This is a genomic window from Actinomadura sp. NPDC049382, from assembly GCF_040677125.1.
GTDB classification, from domain to species: Bacteria; Actinomycetota; Actinomycetes; order Streptosporangiales; family Streptosporangiaceae; genus Spirillospora; species Spirillospora geliboluensis.
In genome coordinates this window covers 55,562-73,275 of the sequence record NZ_JBFARO010000003.1, presented here as the reverse complement: position 1 = coordinate 73,275, position 17,714 = coordinate 55,562, and the positions used below count along the sequence as shown (strand labels likewise).

The 17,714-nt window shown below is 71.8% G+C and carries 16 protein-coding genes; 2 read left to right on the top strand and 14 right to left on the bottom strand.

Annotated features, from left to right (window positions below):
* Positions 1-164 precede the first annotated feature (164 nt).
* The 14 genes from AB0K34_RS02890 to AB0K34_RS02825 form a co-directional block, all read right to left on the bottom strand.
* Positions 165-956, bottom strand: a complete 792-nt coding sequence (locus tag AB0K34_RS02890; protein WP_364544896.1) for a MaoC/PaaZ C-terminal domain-containing protein — start codon at positions 954-956, stop codon at positions 165-167.
* A complete protein-coding gene (locus AB0K34_RS02885) occupies positions 953-2,128 on the bottom strand; it encodes a lipid-transfer protein (RefSeq protein WP_138637811.1) in 1,176 nt (391 codons plus the stop codon). The genes AB0K34_RS02890 and AB0K34_RS02885 overlap by 4 nt, the downstream gene beginning before the upstream one ends.
* Positions 2,125-2,571, bottom strand: coding sequence for a MaoC family dehydratase (locus tag AB0K34_RS02880; protein ID WP_240807857.1), 447 nt, complete (start codon positions 2,569-2,571; stop codon positions 2,125-2,127). Before AB0K34_RS02880 ends, AB0K34_RS02885 begins: the two co-directional genes overlap by 4 nt.
* Positions 2,568-3,644 carry an acyl-CoA dehydrogenase family protein gene (locus tag AB0K34_RS02875; protein ID WP_364544892.1) on the bottom strand — a complete coding sequence of 359 codons (1,077 nt, stop codon included), beginning with the start codon at positions 3,642-3,644 and terminating at the stop codon, positions 2,568-2,570. Before AB0K34_RS02875 ends, AB0K34_RS02880 begins: the two co-directional genes overlap by 4 nt.
* Positions 3,644-4,627 carry a MaoC family dehydratase N-terminal domain-containing protein gene (locus tag AB0K34_RS02870; protein ID WP_301174682.1) on the bottom strand — a complete coding sequence of 328 codons (984 nt, stop codon included), beginning with the start codon at positions 4,625-4,627 and terminating at the stop codon, positions 3,644-3,646. The genes AB0K34_RS02875 and AB0K34_RS02870 overlap by 1 nt, the downstream gene beginning before the upstream one ends.
* Positions 4,624-5,787 (bottom strand): acyl-CoA dehydrogenase family protein, encoded by a 1,164-nt coding sequence (locus AB0K34_RS02865; RefSeq protein WP_301174683.1) that lies wholly within the window; start codon positions 5,785-5,787, stop codon positions 4,624-4,626. The genes AB0K34_RS02870 and AB0K34_RS02865 overlap by 4 nt, the downstream gene beginning before the upstream one ends.
* Before the next feature lie 31 nt (positions 5,788-5,818).
* A complete protein-coding gene (locus tag AB0K34_RS02860) occupies positions 5,819-7,474 on the bottom strand; it encodes an AMP-binding protein (protein ID WP_301174684.1) in 1,656 nt (551 codons plus the stop codon).
* Positions 7,467-8,666, bottom strand: a complete 1,200-nt coding sequence (locus tag AB0K34_RS02855) for an NADH:flavin oxidoreductase (RefSeq protein ID WP_301174685.1) — start codon at positions 8,664-8,666, stop codon at positions 7,467-7,469. The genes AB0K34_RS02860 and AB0K34_RS02855 overlap by 8 nt, the downstream gene beginning before the upstream one ends.
* 89 nt (positions 8,667-8,755) lie before the next feature.
* Positions 8,756-9,109, bottom strand: a complete 354-nt coding sequence (locus AB0K34_RS02850; protein ID WP_301174686.1) for a hypothetical protein — start codon at positions 9,107-9,109, stop codon at positions 8,756-8,758.
* Between the two features lie 6 nt (positions 9,110-9,115).
* The gene (locus AB0K34_RS02845; protein ID WP_301174687.1) at positions 9,116-9,865 is read right to left on the bottom strand and encodes an ABC transporter ATP-binding protein; all 750 of its coding nucleotides are present in this window, start codon (positions 9,863-9,865) and stop codon (positions 9,116-9,118) included.
* Positions 9,858-10,622 (bottom strand): ABC transporter ATP-binding protein, encoded by a 765-nt coding sequence (locus AB0K34_RS02840; protein WP_301174688.1) that lies wholly within the window; start codon positions 10,620-10,622, stop codon positions 9,858-9,860. Before AB0K34_RS02840 ends, AB0K34_RS02845 begins: the two co-directional genes overlap by 8 nt.
* Positions 10,615-12,825 (bottom strand): ABC transporter permease, encoded by a 2,211-nt coding sequence (locus tag AB0K34_RS02835; protein ID WP_301174689.1) that lies wholly within the window; start codon positions 12,823-12,825, stop codon positions 10,615-10,617. Before AB0K34_RS02835 ends, AB0K34_RS02840 begins: the two co-directional genes overlap by 8 nt.
* Positions 12,826-12,867: 42 nt before the next feature.
* Entirely contained in the window at positions 12,868-14,277 is a 1,410-nt protein-coding gene (locus AB0K34_RS02830; RefSeq protein WP_301174690.1) for an ABC transporter substrate-binding protein, read from the bottom strand.
* Between the two features lie 245 nt (positions 14,278-14,522).
* On the bottom strand, positions 14,523-15,284 hold the full coding sequence (locus AB0K34_RS02825) for an SDR family oxidoreductase (protein WP_301174691.1): 762 nt from the start codon (positions 15,282-15,284) through the stop codon (positions 14,523-14,525).
* A 250-nt stretch (positions 15,285-15,534) separates the two neighbouring features.
* Here AB0K34_RS02825 and AB0K34_RS02820 point away from each other — a divergent pair, with 250 nt between their 5' ends.
* Together AB0K34_RS02820 and AB0K34_RS02815 are read left to right on the top strand one after the other, a co-directional pair.
* The gene (locus AB0K34_RS02820; protein ID WP_138637799.1) at positions 15,535-17,136 is read left to right on the top strand and encodes an AMP-binding protein; all 1,602 of its coding nucleotides are present in this window, start codon (positions 15,535-15,537) and stop codon (positions 17,134-17,136) included.
* 73 nt (positions 17,137-17,209) lie between these two features.
* Positions 17,210-17,710, top strand: coding sequence for a DUF4240 domain-containing protein (locus AB0K34_RS02815; protein WP_138637798.1), 501 nt, complete (start codon positions 17,210-17,212; stop codon positions 17,708-17,710).
* The last annotated feature ends 4 nt before the right edge of the window (positions 17,711-17,714 follow it).

Genomic DNA, 17,714 nt, shown 5'->3' with positions numbered 1-17,714 from the left:
CTCGCCATCGTCTCCGCCTACGAATAGGCCAAGGAGACCGGCACGCGCCCCTCCGCCACCGGCGAAGGAAAGATCGTCTGGGCCCAGATGCCCGCTTGACCCCGTCAGGAGAGCGAGGGCAGGCGGGGGCGCGGTGTGCTGCCGAGCCCCCGCAGGGAGTGAGCTCAGGCGAAGCGGGCGAGGCCGGCGGAGATGACCGTGCGATCGTCCGCGGCGGCCTCGAAGAGGGTCGCCCCGGCGTCGTCCTTCCAGGTTTCGACGCGCAGGGCGTCGCCCGGGAAGACGGGGGCGGCGAAGCGGCCCTCTAGTTCGCGTAGGTCGGCCGGATGGGCGCCGACGGACGAGGCCAGGGGCAGGGTGATCGCCGCCAGCGTGCACAGGCCGTGCATGATGGGGCGCGGCATCCCGGCCGTCTTCGCCGCCTCCGGGTCGATGTGCAGGTGGTGGCGGTCGCCCAGCAGGCGGTAGAGGGCCGCCTGGTTGGTGGCCGTACGGACGTCCAAGGTGCTGGAGGGGGCCATCTCGGGACGGCGGCGTGCGGATGGGCCGCGGTCGCCGCCGAAGCCGCCCGCGCCCGGTGCGAACACCGACCACGTCGCCTCGAAGTACTCGCTGTCCACGGTCACGTCGAAGACCGCCGCCGAGCCCTTGTCCCAGACGTCCGCGACGCGGGCGCTCATCTCCACCGCCCCCGAGCGCGGAAGGTCCTTCAGCACGCGCAGGCGCTGGGTGCCATGGACGGCCGTCCCGGTGTCGAACGCGCCCGCCGCGCCGAGGGCGTCCAGGGCCCACTGGGCGAGGGTCAGCGCGAACGTCGGCAGGACGCGCAGCCGCTCCTCGAAGACCAGGTCGAGGTCGGAGGCGTCCGCGCCGACCGCCAGCGCGTAGAGGATCGCCCGGGTCTCGTCATAGGTGACGGTCCGGGTGCCGAGGTCCTTGCCCTGCCATTCGCTCACGCGTCCGCTCCCAGGATCAGGCCGCTGGTCGGGACGCCGGTGCCGGCGGTGACCAGGACGTTGTGGACGTCGCCCGGCTGGTTCACCGACGTCCCGCGCACCAGGCGGACGCCCTCGGCGATGCCGTTCATCCCGTGGATGTACGCCTCGCCGAGCTGCCCGCCGTGGGTGTTGAACGGGAGCCGGCCGCCGAGTTCGAGGTTGCCGTCCGCGATGAAGTCCTTGGCCTCGCCCTTGGCGCAGAAGCCGAGTTCTTCGAGCTGCGGCAGCACCAGCGGCGTGAAGTGGTCGTAGAGGATCGCGGCCTGGACGTCGGCCGGGGTGAGCCGCGACTGCGCGTACAGCTGCCGTCCCACCAGGCCCATCTCGGGGATGCCGGTGATCTCGGAGCGGTAGTAGCTCGTCATCATGTGCTGGTCGTTGCCGGACCCCTGCGCGGCGCCCCAGATCAGCGCGGGGCGGTGCGGCAGGTCGCGGGCGCGCTCGGCGGAGACGATCACCAGTGCCTGGCCGCCGTCGCTCTCCTGGCAGCAGTCGAGGAGCCGGAGCGGTTCGGCGATCCAGCGGGACGCCTGGTGGTCTTCGAGGGTGATCGGGCGGCCGTGGAACCACGCGGCCGGGTTCTTCGCGGCGTGCGCCCGGTCGACGACGGCGACGCGGCCGAAGTCCTCGCTGGTCGCGCCGTACTCGTACATGTAGCGGCGGGCGAACATCGCGACCCACTGCGCGGGCGTCGACAGCCCGAACGGGTTCATCCACGCGTACGCGGCGCTGTCGGCGCTGACGTCCATCGGCCGGTTCGCCTGGCCGAGGCCGTAGCGGGTGCCGGACCGCTCGTTGAACGCCCGGTAGCAGACGACGGCGTCGGCGACGCCGGTCGCGACGGCCATCGCGGCCTGCTGGACGGTGCCGCAGGCCGCGCCGCCGCCGTGCCCGACGCGGGAGAAGAACTTCAGCTCGCCGATGCCGAGGTTGCGGGCGATGTGGATCTCGGAGCTGGTGTCGGCGGTGAACGTCACCATCCCATCCACGTCGGACGGCTGGAGGCCCGCGTCCAGGATCGCGGCGAGCACGGCCTCGCAGGCGAGCCGCAGCTCGCTGCGCCCGGACTCCTTGGAGAACTCCGTGGCGCCGATCCCGGCGATCGCGGCCGCTCCCGGCAGCACGCTCATGCTCCGCTCCCTTCCAGCTGGACGACGGGCAGTTGGACCACGACGGTGCCGGTGACGTGCGGGCCGATCGCGTTGACGCCGCGCACCTTGATCTCGACCCGGCCGCCGTCCCGCTTCTCGGTGACGGTGCCGGTCAGGACCATCGTGTCGCCCGGGTAGTTCGGCGCGCCGAGCCGGATCTTGATGGCCTTGACCACGGCGGCGGGCCCGGCCCAGCCCGTGACGTACCGGTCGACGAGCCCGTTCGTCGTCAGGATGTTCATGAAGACGTCCTTGGAGCCGCGCTCGACCGCGAGCGACGGGTCGTGGTGGACGTCCTGGTAGTCGCGGCTCGCCAGCGCGGTCGCGACGATCATCGTGCGGGTCAGCGGGACGCGCAGCTCGGGGAGCTCCTCCCCCACCGCGACGTCGGCGTAGGCGCGGCTCACAGCGTTCTTGCTCACAGGGCCGCCCCCAGCAGGTCCAGGTCGGCGGACGCGCCGCCGAGCGTCCCGGCGAGCTGCTTGCCCCACAGGAAGTGGCGGTGCACCGGGTAGTCGACGTCCACGCCGATGCCGCCGTGCAGGTGCTGGACGCGGTGGACGACGTTCAGCCCGCCCTCGTCCGACCACCACTTGGCGGTCAGGACGGCGGTCTCGGCGTCCTCCCCGGCTCCGATCAGCGAGACCGCGTGCCAGAGGCAGACGCGGAGCGCGTCGATCTCGATGTAGCAGTCGGCGAGCTGGTGCTGCGCGGCCTGGAACGTGGCGAGCGGGCGGCCGAACTGCTCCCGCCCGGACAGGTAGTCGGCGGCCATCCGCAGCGCGCCCTCCGCCACGCCGACCTGCAGCGCGGCGACCGAGACGCGGGCGAGCCGCAGCGCCTCCGCCAGCGCGCCCTCCCCGAGGGCCCGCGCCGGGACGCCGTCGAGGGTGAGGTGGCCGGCCTTGTCGTGCGTGGTGGTCTCGGTCGCCTCCCAGGAGGCCCCGGCGGCGGACGTCTCGACCAGGAACAGCCCGGGGCCGTCCGGCGGGGACGCCGACACCAGCACGTGGCTCGTCCCGAACGGGGTGGGGACGACCGCCTTCGTGCCGGTCAGCAGCCACCCGTCGCCGTCGCGGACGGCGGCGCAGCGCGGCGCGGCCGGGTCGGACGGCCCGAACTCCTCCAGCGCGACCGTCAGCCGCACGGACCCGTCCAGCACGGGCGGCAGGATCTCCCGCTGCGCCGCCGACCCGTGCGCGGCCAGCGTCATCGCGGCGACGACGACCGGCCAGACCGGGACGGGCGCGACGGCGCGGCCCTGCTCTTCCAGCAGGACGGCCAGCCCGGCGGCGCCGAGCCCGGCCCCGCCCGCGTCCTCCGCCACCGCGACGCCGAGCAGCCCGGTCTCGCCGAGCTCGGCCCACAGGCCCTCGTCCACGCCGCGCTCGGACGCCTCCGCGGCCTTGATCCGCGCCTGGGACGCCTGATCGGTGAAGATCTGGCGGGCCAGGTCCCGGACGGCCTCCAGCTCCTCGCCCAGGGTGAAGTCCATCAGCGCTCCTTAGCGTCTGCGTCGGCCGGGCGGAACGCCGGCAGGGACAGGTCGGGGTCCGGGTCGATCCAGTCGAGGACGACGGGCATGCCGACCTCGACGTCCTCCGGCGCGACCCCGGTCATGTTCGCGATCAGCCGGGTGCCCTCGGTCAGCTCGATCACCGCGACGACCAGCGGGTACTCGAACGCCGGGTGGCGCGGGTGGTGGTTGACCACGTAGCTGTAGACGTGGCCGTTCCCCTGCGCCTCGACGGTGTCCCACGCGAACGACCCGCACTGCGGGCAGCACGGGCCGGGCGGGTGCCGCAGCGACTTGCAGTCGGCGCAGCGCTGGATGACGAGCCGGTGCTCGCGCGCCGCCTCGAACCAGAACGCGTTGTCCAGGTTGATCGCGGGCCGCGGCCGCAGCGCCTTCGGCTTCGCCTCGTCCGCCGGCTCGGCCGCCTTATCCGGGGGGCGGAAGCGCAGCAGCCGCCACCCCTGCGTCGCGACGACCTCGCCGGAGGCGTCGCGGTAGGTCCGCAGGGTGGTGATGAAGCGGCCGGCGCCGAGGCCCGTCTTCTTCTCCGGGGAGATCGCCTGCACGACCTCCTCGACGCTGACGCGGTCGCCCGGCACCAGCTCCCGGACGAACTCGAACTCCGAGTCGGTGGCGACGACGGAGGTGTACCCGCCCTCGGCGAGCAGCGCCGTCAGCTCGTCGGAGCCCGTCGGCTCAGGGTCGGGGCGGACGGACGCCGCGTAGCCGCGCATCGTCCACGCCTGCACCATCGACGCGGGCGCCACGACGCCGTCGCGGCCGGTCTCGCGGGCGGTGTCCTCGTCCAGGTAGACCGGGTTGCCGTCCTCCATGGCCTCGACCCAGTGCCGGATCATGGGGACGTTCACCGGGTCCTGCCCGAACCGCCGGGTCAGCAGCTCCTTGCCGACCCAGGCTTGCAGCCTCTCCTCATAATCATCCGTAACCGCGTAGTCGCTCATGACCGCTTCACCCTCGGCAGGCCCAGGCCCTGGACGGCGACCATGTCGCGGAGCACCTCGTTGACGCCGCCGCCGAACGTGTTGACGATCCCCTGCCGGGACAGCTGCTCGATCTGCCCATGCAGCACCGCGCCCGGCGACTCGGGACGGATCCGCCCGGCCGCCCCCAGCACCCCGGTCAGCGTCCGCTGGACGAAGATGTGCGTCTCCGTCCCGTACGTCTTGGTGGCCCCGGCCTGCGCGCCGGTGAGCTCCCCGGCCTCGACCGCCATGGTCATCTTCCAGTTCATCAGCCGCATCGCCTCCAGCCGCGCGTACGCGCGGGCGAGGTCGGCGCGCACCCACGGCAGGTCGATCACGCCGTTCTCGCGGGCCCAGTCCCGGACGTTCTCCCACAGCCGGATCATCCGGCCGCCGAGGGCGGCGAGGCCGATGCGCTCGTGGTTGAGCTGGGTGGTGATGAGGCTCCAGCCGCCGTCGACGTCCCCGACGACCGAGGACGCGGGCACCCGGACGCCGTGGTAGTACGTCGAGGTCACGACCATGCCGCCGACGGTCGGGATCGGGCTCCAGGAGAACCCGTCCGCGTCGGTCGGGACGATCAGGATCGAGATGCCCTTGTGCTTCGGCGCGTCCGGGTTGGTCCGGGCGGCGAGCCAGATGTGGTCGGCGGTGTTGGCGCCGCTGGTGAACACCTTGCTGCCGTCGACGACGAACTCGTCCCCGTCCAGGACGGCCCTGGTGCGCAGCGACGCGAGGTCCGTGCCGGCGTCGGGCTCGGTGTAGCCGATCGCGAAGACGATGTCGCCGGACAGGATGCCGGGCAGGTACTTCTTCTTCTGCTCGTCCGTGCCGAAGCGCATCAGCGTCGGGCCGACCGTGTTCACGGTGACGAACGGGAACGGCAGCCCGGCCCGCTGCACCTCGTCGAAGAACACGTACTGCTCGGCGATCGACTTGCCCTGCCCGCCGTACTCGGTCGGCCAGCCGTAGCCGAGCCAGCCGTCGTTGCCGAGCATCTTGACGATCTCGCGGAACCGGTCGCCGCCGACGCCCTGCTCGCCGGCGCGGCGGCGCACGTCCTCGGGCAGCAGGCCCGCGAAGTACGCCCTCAGTTCCGCGCGCAGTTCACGATGCGCGTCAGACTCACGCAGATCCATACCTGCCCTTTCTCGGTGACGGAGCCACAGTTCACGGAAGGAAGCGCACGCGTCCGGCGGCGATGAACTCGTCCCGGAGCGCGGCCTTGTCCGCCTCGGTCATCAGCACGTACTCGGGGGCGCCGCGGCCCGCCCACCGGTAGACGGGGTCGGTGGTGCGCCAGCCGTCGAGCTGCAGCTCCTTCTTCTTGAGCTTGCCCGAGCCCGTCGTCGGCAGCGCGTGCGAGACGCGCACGAACCGCGGGGCGCCCTTGGTGCCGAGGTCGTCCTGCGCGGCGAGGAACGCGGGGAGGTCGAGGTCCTCGAACGCGACGCCCTCGGGGATCTCGATCGCGGCCATCACCTGGTCGCCGGAGCGCGGGTCGGGGACGCCGAACGCGACCGCGTCCACGATCCTCGGGTGGCGGCGGACGACGTTCTGGGTGAGCAGCGCCGAGATGTTCTCCGAGTCGACCCGGATCCAGTCGCCGGACCGGCCGCCGAAGTACAGGAACCCGTCCCCGTCGATGTAGCCGAGGTCGCCCGTCCAGTACCAGCCGTGCCGGACGCGTTCGGCGTCCGCCTCCGGGTTCTTGTAGTAGCCCTCGAACTTCGCGGCGCCGTGCACGTCGACGATCTCGCCGACGGCGGCCTCGGCGTTGGTGACGCGGCCGTGCTCGTCCAGGACGGCGCGGGCGCAGGTCTCGCGCGTCTCCGGGTTGACGATGCGGACGCCGTCGTGGGCGGGGCGGCCGAACGCGGTCGGCGGCGCGGCCGGGTCCCGCTTGATCATGCCGGCGCTCTCGCTGGAGCCGTAGCCCTCCACGAGCCGCGCGCCGAACCGGCGCAGGAACTCGGCCTTGTCCTCGGGGGACGCCTCGGTGCCGAACCCGTGGGTGAGCGTGTTGTCGCCGTCGTCCGGGCGCTCCGGCGTGGCGAGGACGTACCCGATCGCCTTGCCGACGTAGTTGAAGAACGTCGCGCCGTAGAACCGGACGTCCGGCAGGAACCCGGACGCGGAGAACTTCGGCGCGAGCACGACGGTCGCGCCGACCGCGAGCGACGGCGCCCACAGCGCCATCAGCGCGTTGCCGTGGAACAGCGGCATCGAGCAGTAGCTGATGTCGTCGCGCTTGATGTCGTACTTGGTGCTGTTGTTGCGGCCCAGCTCGGCGAGGCGGCCCTGCGAGCAGCGCGCCGCCTTCGACGCGCCCGTGGTCCCGGACGTGAACAGCAGCAGGATCTGCGTCTCGGGGGTGACGGACGCGTCCACCCACGGCTCGCAGGCGTGGGCCTCGACCCGCGCGGCGTAGTCCTCGTCGTCGATGAGGACGAAGCGGTCGCGGGGGACGCCGATGTCGAGGCCGTCCAGGAGCTTCAGCCCGGCCTGGTCGGTGACGAGGAGCTGCAGGTCGGTGTGCCGGACCTCCTGCTCCAGGTAGGCGCCGGTCCGCGTCGAGTTGATCCCGACGATCGTCGCGCCGCTGAGCGCCGCCGCGCCCAGCCACAGGACGTACTCCGGCACGTTCTCCAGCAGCACCCCGATGTGGAACGGGCCGTCCCGCCGCAGCTCGCGGGCGAGCGACGCGCGCGCGGCGCTCTCCCGGACGACCTCGTCCCACGTCCACGTCCGCTCGCGGCTGCGCAGGCCGTGCCGGGTGTCGCCCACCCGGTCCAGCAGCATCGCCGCGATCGTCTCGTCACGCACTCGCGGCACCCCAGGCCGGCTCGGTGGACAGGACGCAGTGCGTGCCGCCGTAGATCGCGGTCATGCACTTGTTGCAGTGGATGCACAGCGACTCGGTCGCGGGCTCCGCCTGGATCCGGTTGATCAGGTCGGGCTCGCGCAGCAGGGCGCGGGCCATCGCGACGAACTGGAAGCCCTCCGCCATCGCGGTGTCCATGCCCGCCTTGTCGGTGACGCCGCCGAGCAGGATCATCGGCAGCTTCACCGCCGCGCGGATCTGCCGGGCGTCCTTCAGCAGGTAGAGGTCCTCGTACGGGTAGGACTTCAGGAAGTGCTTGCCGATCAGCTTGATGCCGAGCTTGGTCGGCTGCTTCATCACGGACGCGAACTCGTGCAGCGGCGCGTCGCCCTTGAACAGGTACATCGGGTTCAGCAGGGAGCTGCCCGCGGTCATCTGGAGGGCGTCGACGGAGCCGTCCTCCTCCAGCCACCGCGCGACCTGGATGGCCTCGTCGATCCAGAAGCCGCCGGGCACGCCGTCGTCCATGTTCAGCTTCGCGGTGACCGCGATGCGATCGCCGACGGCGTCGCGGACGGCGCGGCCGATCTCGCGCGCCAGCCGGGCCCGGTTCGCCAGCGACCCGCCGTACTCGTCCTTGCGGTGGTTGACCTTGGGGCTGAGGAACGAGCTGGTCAGGTAGTTGTGCCCCATGTGGATCTCGATGGAGTCGAACCCCGCCTCGATCGCCATCCGGCCGGCGCGCGCGTGCGCCTCGACGACCCGCGCGATGTCGCCGTGCGTGGCGGCCTTCGCGACGGTCTGCGTCGTCAGGTGGAAGTGGCGGCTCGGCGCGAGCGCGGGGAGCTTGTTGCTCTTGGGGTTGGCGACCGGGCCCGCGTGCCCGATCTGCGCCTGGACGGCGGCCCCCTCGGCGTGCACGGCGTCCGTCAGCTTGCGGAGGCCGGGCATGGCATCGTCCCGCCAGTGGATCTGCCTGCGGTCGGTGCGCCCCTCCGGCGCGACCGCGCAGTACGCGACGGTGGTCATCCCGACGCCGCCGCGCGCGTGCCGGACGTGGAAGTCGATCAGCGCGTCGGTGACCTGGCCGTCCTTGGTCAGGCCCTCGTACGTCGCCGCCTTGATCGTGCGGTTCCGCAACGTGACCGGGCCGAGCTTGGCCGGGGTGAAAACGTCGGGCTTCGGGTCGTTCATTCAGAGTCCTCCATCCGGACTAGACGGTAATCAGCGGGATGTCCGGGCACTCCGGACATCCCGCTGACTGGGAGCGTCGACCTGCCCCGCTACCCCTGGTCGCGGAGCGCGGCGGCGATCTGGTCGGCCTGCGCCTGCTGCTCCATCAGCTGCCGCAGCAGCCACAGCCGCAGGACGCGGGTCACGGCGGCGGCCAGGTACAGGGCCGCGCCGAGGACGGTCACCGCCAGGAACCCGATGGCGAGCGTCTGCAGCGAGCCCACGTCCCGCATGTCGTCCTTGGTGAGCGAGACGTTGTAGGCGATGAAGGCGCCGACGACGCCGGCGACCATCGCGAGGGCGCCGGCGATGCGCAGGGCGCCGTCGAAGCGGGACCCGTCGGTCCTCAGCTTCTGGCCGGCCACGTCGTCCTTGAACTGCTTGCGTCGTTCCTCAGTGAGCATTCGGGGTCAACCTCCCAGGTAGTCGCTGGACAGCCGGTCTTCGATCTCGGCGGGCGGGCCCACCGCCGCCACGCGCCCGTGCAGCATCAGCGCGGCGGTGTCGGCGATCGGCAGGACGGCGCGGGCGAACTGCTCCGCGACCAGCACCGACAGGCCGCCCTCGACCAGCTCGGCGACCGTCTCGTACATCCGGGTGACGATCATGGGCGCGAGGCCCATGGACAGCTCGTCGAGCAGCAGCACCGCCGGATCGGTGCCGAGCGCCCGGGACAGCGCGAGCATCTGCTGCTCGCCGCCGGACATGGATCCGGCGAGCTGCCGGCGGCGCTTGCCGAGGATCGGGAAGCGGGCGTACGCCTTCTCCTCCAGGTCCTCCAGCCGCGCGCCGGTGCCGGTGGCGGCCCACAGGTTCTCCCGCACCGTCAGGTTCGGGAAGATCCCGCGGCCCTCGGGGATCGAGCAGACGCCGAGGCGGGCCGCGTCCTGCGCGGAGATGCCGTTCACCTTGCGGCCCGCGAACCGCAGCTCCCCGGCGGTCGGGGGGTGCAGGCCCGCGCACACCCGCATCGTGGTGGACTTGCCGCCGCCGTTCGGGCCGAGCAGCGCCAGCAGCGACCCGGGCTTCAGCGCCAGGTCGACGCCGTGCAGCACCTCGATCGCGCCGTAGCCCGCGCGGACCCCGGCCAGTTCGAGCAGCGGCTCGGCCTCCGCCTCGGCCGCCGCCCGCGGCTCGGGGACCGCCTTCGACTCAGGCATGGGACGCCTCCTCCGTGCCGATGTAGGCGGCGATGACCTCCGGCGACTCCTTGATCTCCGCCGGGGTGCCGGACGCGATCAGCGCGCCGTAGTCGAGGACGTGGATCGTGGCGCACAGCTTCATCACGAGCGGCAGGTCGTGCTCGACCAGGCAGATCGCGAGGCCCTCCCCGGCGAGGCCGGTGAGCATCTCGGCGAACGCGTCCGTCTCGCGCTCGGTCTGGCCGGACGCGGGCTCGTCCAGCAGCAGGACGCGCGGTGAGGTCATCAGCGCGCGCGCCACCTCCACGACGCGGGCCCGTCCGATCGGGATGTCGGACACATCGCGGTCGGCGATGTCGGTGAGCCCGGTCCGTTCGAGGACCTTGTCGGTCTGCTCGTCCAGGTCGAAGCGCTTGCGGCTGTGGCTGCGCAGGATGTCGCCCGCGACGCGGACGTTGTCGCGCACCGAGAGCGACAGGAACAGCTCCAGGCGCTGGAACGTCCGCGCCATGCCGCGCCGCGCGCGCTTGGCCGGGGACAGCTTGGTGATGTCGTCGCCGTCCAGGAGCACCTGGCCGGACGCGGGCTTCTGCAGGCCCGTGATGGTGTTGAACATCGTGGTCTTGCCGGCGCCGTTCGGGCCGATCAGCCCGGTGATCTGCCCGCCGGCCATCGTGAGGCCGACGTCGTCGACGGCGGTGTTGCCGCCGAACCGGACGGTGATGTTCCGCGTCTCCAGCAGCGCCGCTGCGGGCTCTGACGTCGTGTCAGGCATGGACCCCTCCCTTCAGGCCGAGTTCGCGGTCGACGCGCGCGCGCAGTTCGTCGGTGTAGGGCTCGTCCACGCCGAGGAGTTCCAGCGGCGTCGGACGGTTGCGCCGCCCCTCGTCCAGGTACATGCGGCCGAAGACCGGCAGCAGCATGACGGCGCAGAGCGCGATGATCGCGAACAGCCACGTCCCGATGACGCCGGTGAGCGCGAGGACGTAGAGGACGGCGCCGAACGCCCCCGCCCCGTACAGGACGGGCCTGGCGTCCCGCGTCGCGCGGTAGCCGTCGATGATGTCGTGGACGAAGCCGCTCGGGTTGCGGCCGACGCCCATCCCGACCAGCGCCGTCCCGACGAGGACGAGGTGGCCGAGGGCCGTGTAGATGGTCGCCAGGCCCTCGTTGTCCAGGGCCAGGTCGCCGAACGTCGACACGAGGACGGCCGAGCCGACGCCCGCCATCAGCCCGCCGAGCAGCGCGCCGCTGAGGTAGCCGATCCCGGCGACCACGACGAGCATCAGCAGCGCGAGGCTGCCGACGAAGGAGAAGTTCTCCTGCGCGACGGTGCCGGTCGCGGCCGACATCAGCACGCCGCCGAGCCCCGCGATCGCCGCGGAGATCATGAAGACGCTCAGCTTCAGCCGGACCAGGTTCTGCCCGAGCATCGCCGACGCCGCCGGGCTGTCCTTCATCGCCGCGAGCCGCCGCCCGTACCCGCTGTTGCGCAGCGCGGCGAGCCCGACCGCGATCAGCGCGAACAGCACGGTCGCCGTCATCAGCGACGTCGTCCCGTCCCGCAGGTCGAGCGGGCCGGCCTTCAGCGGCGGGACGATCAGCGACCCGTCCGGGAACAGCGTGAACTTCACGCCGAACAGCTCGTGCTGCGTGGTGTCGCGCAGCACCATGTTCGACAGGAACTCGCCGAACGCCATCGTGGCGAGCGCCAGGTAGAGGCCGCGCAGCCGCAGCGCCGGCAGCGCGACGAGCCCGCCGACGACCGCCGCCGCGACGACGGCCAGCAGCACGCCCTGGATGTTCATCCGGGCGTCCAGGCCGGTGCCGACCACCCCGGCGTGGAACGCCACCACCGTCCCGACCGCGCCGAACGCCAGCGGCGCGAGGTTCAGCTCGCCCGCGTAGCCGGTGAGGACGGTCAGCGACAGCGCGATGATCGCGAACGTCATGCCGAGCGCGAACGTGGTGACGGCGCCGTCCGACAGCAGCAGGCTGTAGAGGTACACGACCGCGACGAGCACGAGGCCCCACACGGCCGCGCCCCGGACGGTCGGCACCCGGTACCGCTCGCGGGTCCGGATCGCGGCCCCGCGCAGCCGGTCCTGGGGCAGCACCACCAGCACCACGAACAGGATGATCATCGGCAGCGAGACGCGCAGGTTGCCGGTGAAGGTGCCCGCCGACGGCAGGTAGGCGAGCACGTAGTTGGCGGTCAGGCCGAGCACCATCGCCCCGACGAAGGTGCGGGGGATGCTGCGCAGCCGGCCGAACATCGCCGCCGCGAACGCGTCGATCACCAGCAGGGTCAGCGCGTTCGCGTCCAGGCCGCCGCCGCTGATCGGCACGATCAGCACCCCGGCGAGGACGGCGAGGGTGGAGCCGAGCGCCCACGACAGCATCGCGGCGCGCTCGGGGTCGTGGCCGTTCAGCCGGAGCAGGTCCGGGTCGTCGACCGAGCCGCGCATGACGACGCCGATCCGGCTGCGGGTGAACAGCACCCGCAGCCCGACGGCGATCGCCACGGCGGCGACCAGGCAGACGATCTCGTGGTAGCGGACCACCACGCCGCCGACCGTGATCTTCGAGCCCGCGCCGAAGAACATGTCGACGGTGTGGGCCTCGTCCGGATTCCAGATCCACTGCGCCAGGTAGACGGTGCCGAGCAGCACCGCCACCGTCACGATGATCTTCGTGACGTCGGCGGTGCCGCGCAGCCCCTTCATGATCGCGGCGTGCAGCGCGGCGCCCATCGCGGGACCGACCACCCCGATCACGACGACCAGCGCGAGCCAGACCGGCCAGCCCCACCGCTCGGTGAAGTGCCAGTACAGGAACGTGCCGAACATCGCCTGCGCGCCGTGGGCGAAGTTGAAGATGCCCGAGGTGTTGTACGTCAGCACGAGCCCCGATGCCGCGATGGAGTACACCGACCCGAGGACCAGCCCCAGGATCGTGTAGGTCAGGAACGTCGTCACTTGCTCACCGCCATGTGGGTCACCGCCTCCGGCGGGTTCGGATCAGGAGGACTGGGGCTTGATGACGTCGTCGGTCAGGAACTTCGTCGAGATCCGGTCGCCGTTCAGCTGCACGCCCGACGCCTTCGGGTCGGTCTTCACGACGAACTCGGGGCCGCACTCGAACTCGCCCACGTTCTTCGGGTAGACCTGCTCGTACTTGGTCTTGTTGAGCTTGACCATCAGCGAGCAGGACGCCGGCTTGTTGTTGCCCGGGTCGGTCGGCGCGTGCAGGCCGCCGCCCGTCCACTCGTGCACCTTCGACAGCTCGTTGATCACGCACTGCCGGGTGAGGTCGGAGCCGCACTTCTGCGCGGACTGCGCCCACAGCAGGAACGCGGAGGTCGCCTGCATGCCGAGCAGCGCGACCTTGCCCTGCTTGGCGTTGACGACGTCCATGTACTGCTTGACCGCGGGGACCTTCTCGGCGTTCTCGAACGGCTGGAAGATCATGCCGACGTGCAGGTTGTCACCGGCGCCCGAGGTGTTCCACTTCGACACCATCGTGCTGTACCAGGTCGCCTCGAACACGTACTTCGGCTCGGCGCCCGCCCGCTCGATCGACTCCAGCAGGCTGAACTGGCCGGGGTCGGGCGAGTCGGACGACCACAGGTAGCCCGCGCCGCACTTCTTGATCTTCTCGGCGAACGGCATGTAGCTGCTCTCGCCCGCGTCGTTCAGCCGGACGCCGCACTCCAGCGGCTTGACGCCGATCTCCTTCATCGCGCCGGCGATCTTGCCGGTGCCGGTGCTGACGGCCGGGGACGTCGACAGCAGCAGGTCCGTCTTCTCCTTGAAGTCGGGGAACTGCTTCTCGGCGAGGCGGAGCCCGCCGATGTTCATCATGTCGACCGGGTACGGGACGGCCTCGTACTTCATCGGGCCCATCGCGGCGTTCGGGCCGACGGTGTAGCCGGCGACCGTCGGCAGCTTGCACGCCACCCGGTACTGCTCGGCGGCCTCGTCCATCGCGAAGCCCTGCCCGACGAGCATGAAGTCCTGCTTGCAGGACTCCTGCATCACCTTCGCGGACTGCGCGTAGGCGGCGTCGTACTGGTTCCCCTTGATCTTGCGCCCGTTGATGCCGCCCTGCTGGTTGCACCAGTCGATCATCGCGGAGACGGCGTCGCCCATCTCCTTGGACAGGCCCGGCGCGGACGCGAAGCCGCGGTCGTCGCCGAAGCCGATGGTGATCGCGTCGTCGCTGACGCCCTGGTCGGTCTTGCCCTTGGCGTCGCCGGGGCCGCACGGGGACGCCAGCGTCCCGAACGTCTTGCTCGCGGCGGCGGTCGCGCCGCCGGAGTCGCCGCCGGACACCCCGTCGGTGCCCGAGCGCTCGCTGGAACAGGACGCGGTCACGAGCGCCACCGCGAGGGCGCCTGCGGCGAGGCGCCCGATCTTGTCGACCTTCATACGGTCGTACTCCTTTCACCGGCCGCCGGGGCGGCAAGTGGTGTTTCGGGCAGGCGGGGGACGGGGTTCTCGGGTAGGGGGCTCCGGCCCGGCCGGCACTGGGGCTCTGCGGCGCTGCGTCACTGCCGCACCGCAGCGTGGCCGGGCGTCAGAGGGAGTTACCGGTGTTGTGGGGTGCGTTCAGCCGCGGTGTGGTGCGGCGGGTGTCTTGTGGGAGGTCCGGACGGCTCCGTCCGGGCCCCGGGTCAGCCGAAGTTGGCCTGGCCGCCGTCCAGCGGGATCGTCGCACCGGTCAGGTAGCGCATCGCCGGCTGGACGAGCGCGACCACGGCCTTGCCGATGTCGTCCTCGCAGTCGCCGATGTAGCCGAGCGGGATCGTCTTGCGGAACTCCTCGGCCGCCTCGGGGTTGTTCTCGGCCCACCACTTCAGCCCCGGCGACAGGGCGTGCGGGGCGATGTTGTTGGCGCGGACGCCGTCCGGGCCCCATTCGGCCGCGGCCGTCCGGGTTAGCGAGCGGAGGGCCTGCTTGGCCGCCGCGTAGGCGCCGTACGTGGCCGGGTCCCACCGGACCATGGCCGAGGTGACCAGGTTGACGATGCTGCCGCCGCCGCGCGCCTTCATGTGCGGGTGGCACGCCTTCATGAACGCGAACGCCGCGAACGGGCCGGTGACGAAGCCCTTCTGGAACTTGGCGTCGCTCATCTCCAGCAGCGGGCCGTAGGACCCCGCGTAGGCGTTGTTGACCAGGATGTCGACGCCGCCCAACGCGCCGGCGACCCGCTCCACCACCCCGGGGATCGCCTCGGTGTCCGCGACGTCGCACACGAAGGGCTCCGCCTTCGCGCCGCGTTCCCGGATCAGCCCGCAGGTCGCGTCCAGTTTGGCCGCGGTGCGGCCGAGCACGGCGACCGCCGCGCCCTCCGACGCCAGCGCGAGCGCTATGCCCTGCCCGACGCCCTGTCCCGCTCCGGTCACGATCGCGACCTTGTCGCTGAGGCTTCCCATTGGTTCTCCCGCTCAGTCCTGCTTGCGCGCCCAGCCCGGTCCGCCGGGGTCGTGCCCGGCCGGTCCGGTCTGCTCAGTCCTGGTGCGGTCATGGTGATGTGACGCGGCGCACGTAAAAGCTCCAGTCCCGCTGAGCGGGAATGAGTTCGGTCTGGAACGGTCCGTGACCGTCCCGCTGAGCGGAATGCCCTGGTGGAGCCGGTGTGCCGCAGCCCACAATGGGCCGTCCCGGCGAGGAGGAGGGGGTTCGATGGACGGCATCGCGAAGCTGACCGGTCCCGGCGGCGAGTTCGAACTGCGCGAGGAGGAGGTGCTCGGCACCCGGCTGCCCGTGTTCGCCGGCCGCGCCCGCAGCCTCGGCGAGGTGCTCGCCCGCTCGGCCGCCCACGGCGATCGCGACTACCTCGTCACCGCGTCCCGCCGGCTGTCCTTCGCCGAGCACGCCGCCGCCGTCGCGTCCATGGCGAAGGCGCTGCGCGACGACCTCGGCGTCCGGCCGGGCGACCGGATCGCGATCAACGCGGCCAACTCCCCCGAGTGGATCGTGTCGTTCTGGGCGGCGATCGCCGCCGGCGCGGTCGCCGTCGGCTACAACGCCTGGTGGGCGCCGGCCGAGATCGAGTACGCGCTCGGCCACACCGACCCGAAGATCGTGATCGCCGACGAGAAGCGGGCCGCGCTGATCTCCGAGGACGTGCTGACGATCGAGAAGGACGTCCCGTCGCTGATGGCGCGCTACCCCGGCGCCGAACTCGACGTGCCCGAGGTCGCCGAGGACGACCCGGCGGTCATCCTCTACACGAGCGGCACGTCGGGCCGCCCGAAGGGCGCCGTCCACTCGCACCGCAACCTGACCTCGGTGATCGAGTACCACCGCTACAACGACGCCCTGATGGGCCTGTTCGGCATCGACCCCTCGGCCCGCCGCTACCTGCTCGCGCTGCCGCTCTTCCACATCGCGTCCCTGCACAACCTGGCCGTCCCGCGGCTCGCCACCGGCACCGCCGTGGTCATGCACATGGGCGGCTTCGACGTGGACAAGGTGCTCAGCCTCGTCGAGAAGGAGAAGGTCACGAACTGGGGCGCCGTCCCCACGATGGCGCACCGGATGATGGAGCACGGCGACCTGTCGAAGTACGACCTGTCGTCGCTGACCGCGTTCGCGCTGGCCTCGGCGCCGTCGTCGCCCGCGTTCAAGGAGCGGCTCCAGTCGGTGTTCCCGCCGGCGCGCGGCGCCCTCGTCGACAGCTACGGGCTGACGGAGTCGTGCACCGCCATCTCCGTCGCCACCCCGATGGACCTCGCGGAGGCGCCGGGCACGCTCGGCACCCCGAACATCGGCGTCCAGCTGGAGATCCGCGACGCCGAGGGCAAGCCCGTCCCGGACGGCACCGAGGGCGAGGTCTGCGCCCGCAGCGCCTACAACATGATCGGCTACTGGCGGGACCCGGAGGCCACCGCCGGCGCCATCGACGGCGACCGCTGGCTGCGCACCGGCGACTTCGGCAGGATCGACGACGGCCGGCTGCGGCTCACCACCCGCCGCTCCGACCTGATCATCCGCGGCGGCGAGAACGTCTACCCGACCGAGGTCGAGAACGTCCTCGCCGAGTACCCGGGCGTCTCGGAGTGCATCGTCATCGGCGTCGCGCACCCGGACCTCGGCCAGGAGGTCGCGGCGGTCGTCGTGTGCGGCGGCACGCCCCCCGCGGTCGAGGACCTGGCGGCGTTCGCCAGGGAGCGGCTCGCCTACTTCAAGGTCCCGTCCCGCTGGCACATCACCTCGGACCCGCTCCCCCGCAACGCGACCGGGAAGGTCCTCCGCAAGCGGGTCGAGGAGGAGATCTCCTGAGCGCTCCCCGTCCACCGGGCGTTCTGTCGGAGGCGGCTGGTCGAATGCGGGCCACCGAGCCAAGGAGGACGACGTGGACGAACAGCGGTTCTGGGACCTGATCGAGGCGGCGTGGGCGCCGCTGGGCGTCGACGCGGCGCGCACGGCGCTCGCCACCCGCGACCCGGAGTCGGCCGGCTACGAGATGCCGGAGTTCACGGCGGTCGACAAGGCCCTCAACGGGTTCGTCGACAACCTCCGCGGGCTCGCCCGCGACCTCGGCGCGGCGGAGCTGACCGACCTCGACCGGGTGGCGGAGCGCCTGCTCCACGCCATCGACCGCCGCGACGTCCACGAGGTCACGGACGGGTCCGACGACGGCTTCCTGTACGCGCGCGGCTTCATCCTCGCGCTGGGCCGCGAGTTCTACACCGCCGTCGCCGCCGACCCGCGGATCGCCGTCGAGGACGCCGGCTGCGAGTCGATGTGCTACCTGTTCGCGCACGTGCACCGGGAGCGCTTCGGCGACTTCCCCGACACCGGCTCCGGCATCTCCCGCGAGTCCTGTACGAACCCCGAGGGCTGGCAAGACTGACGGA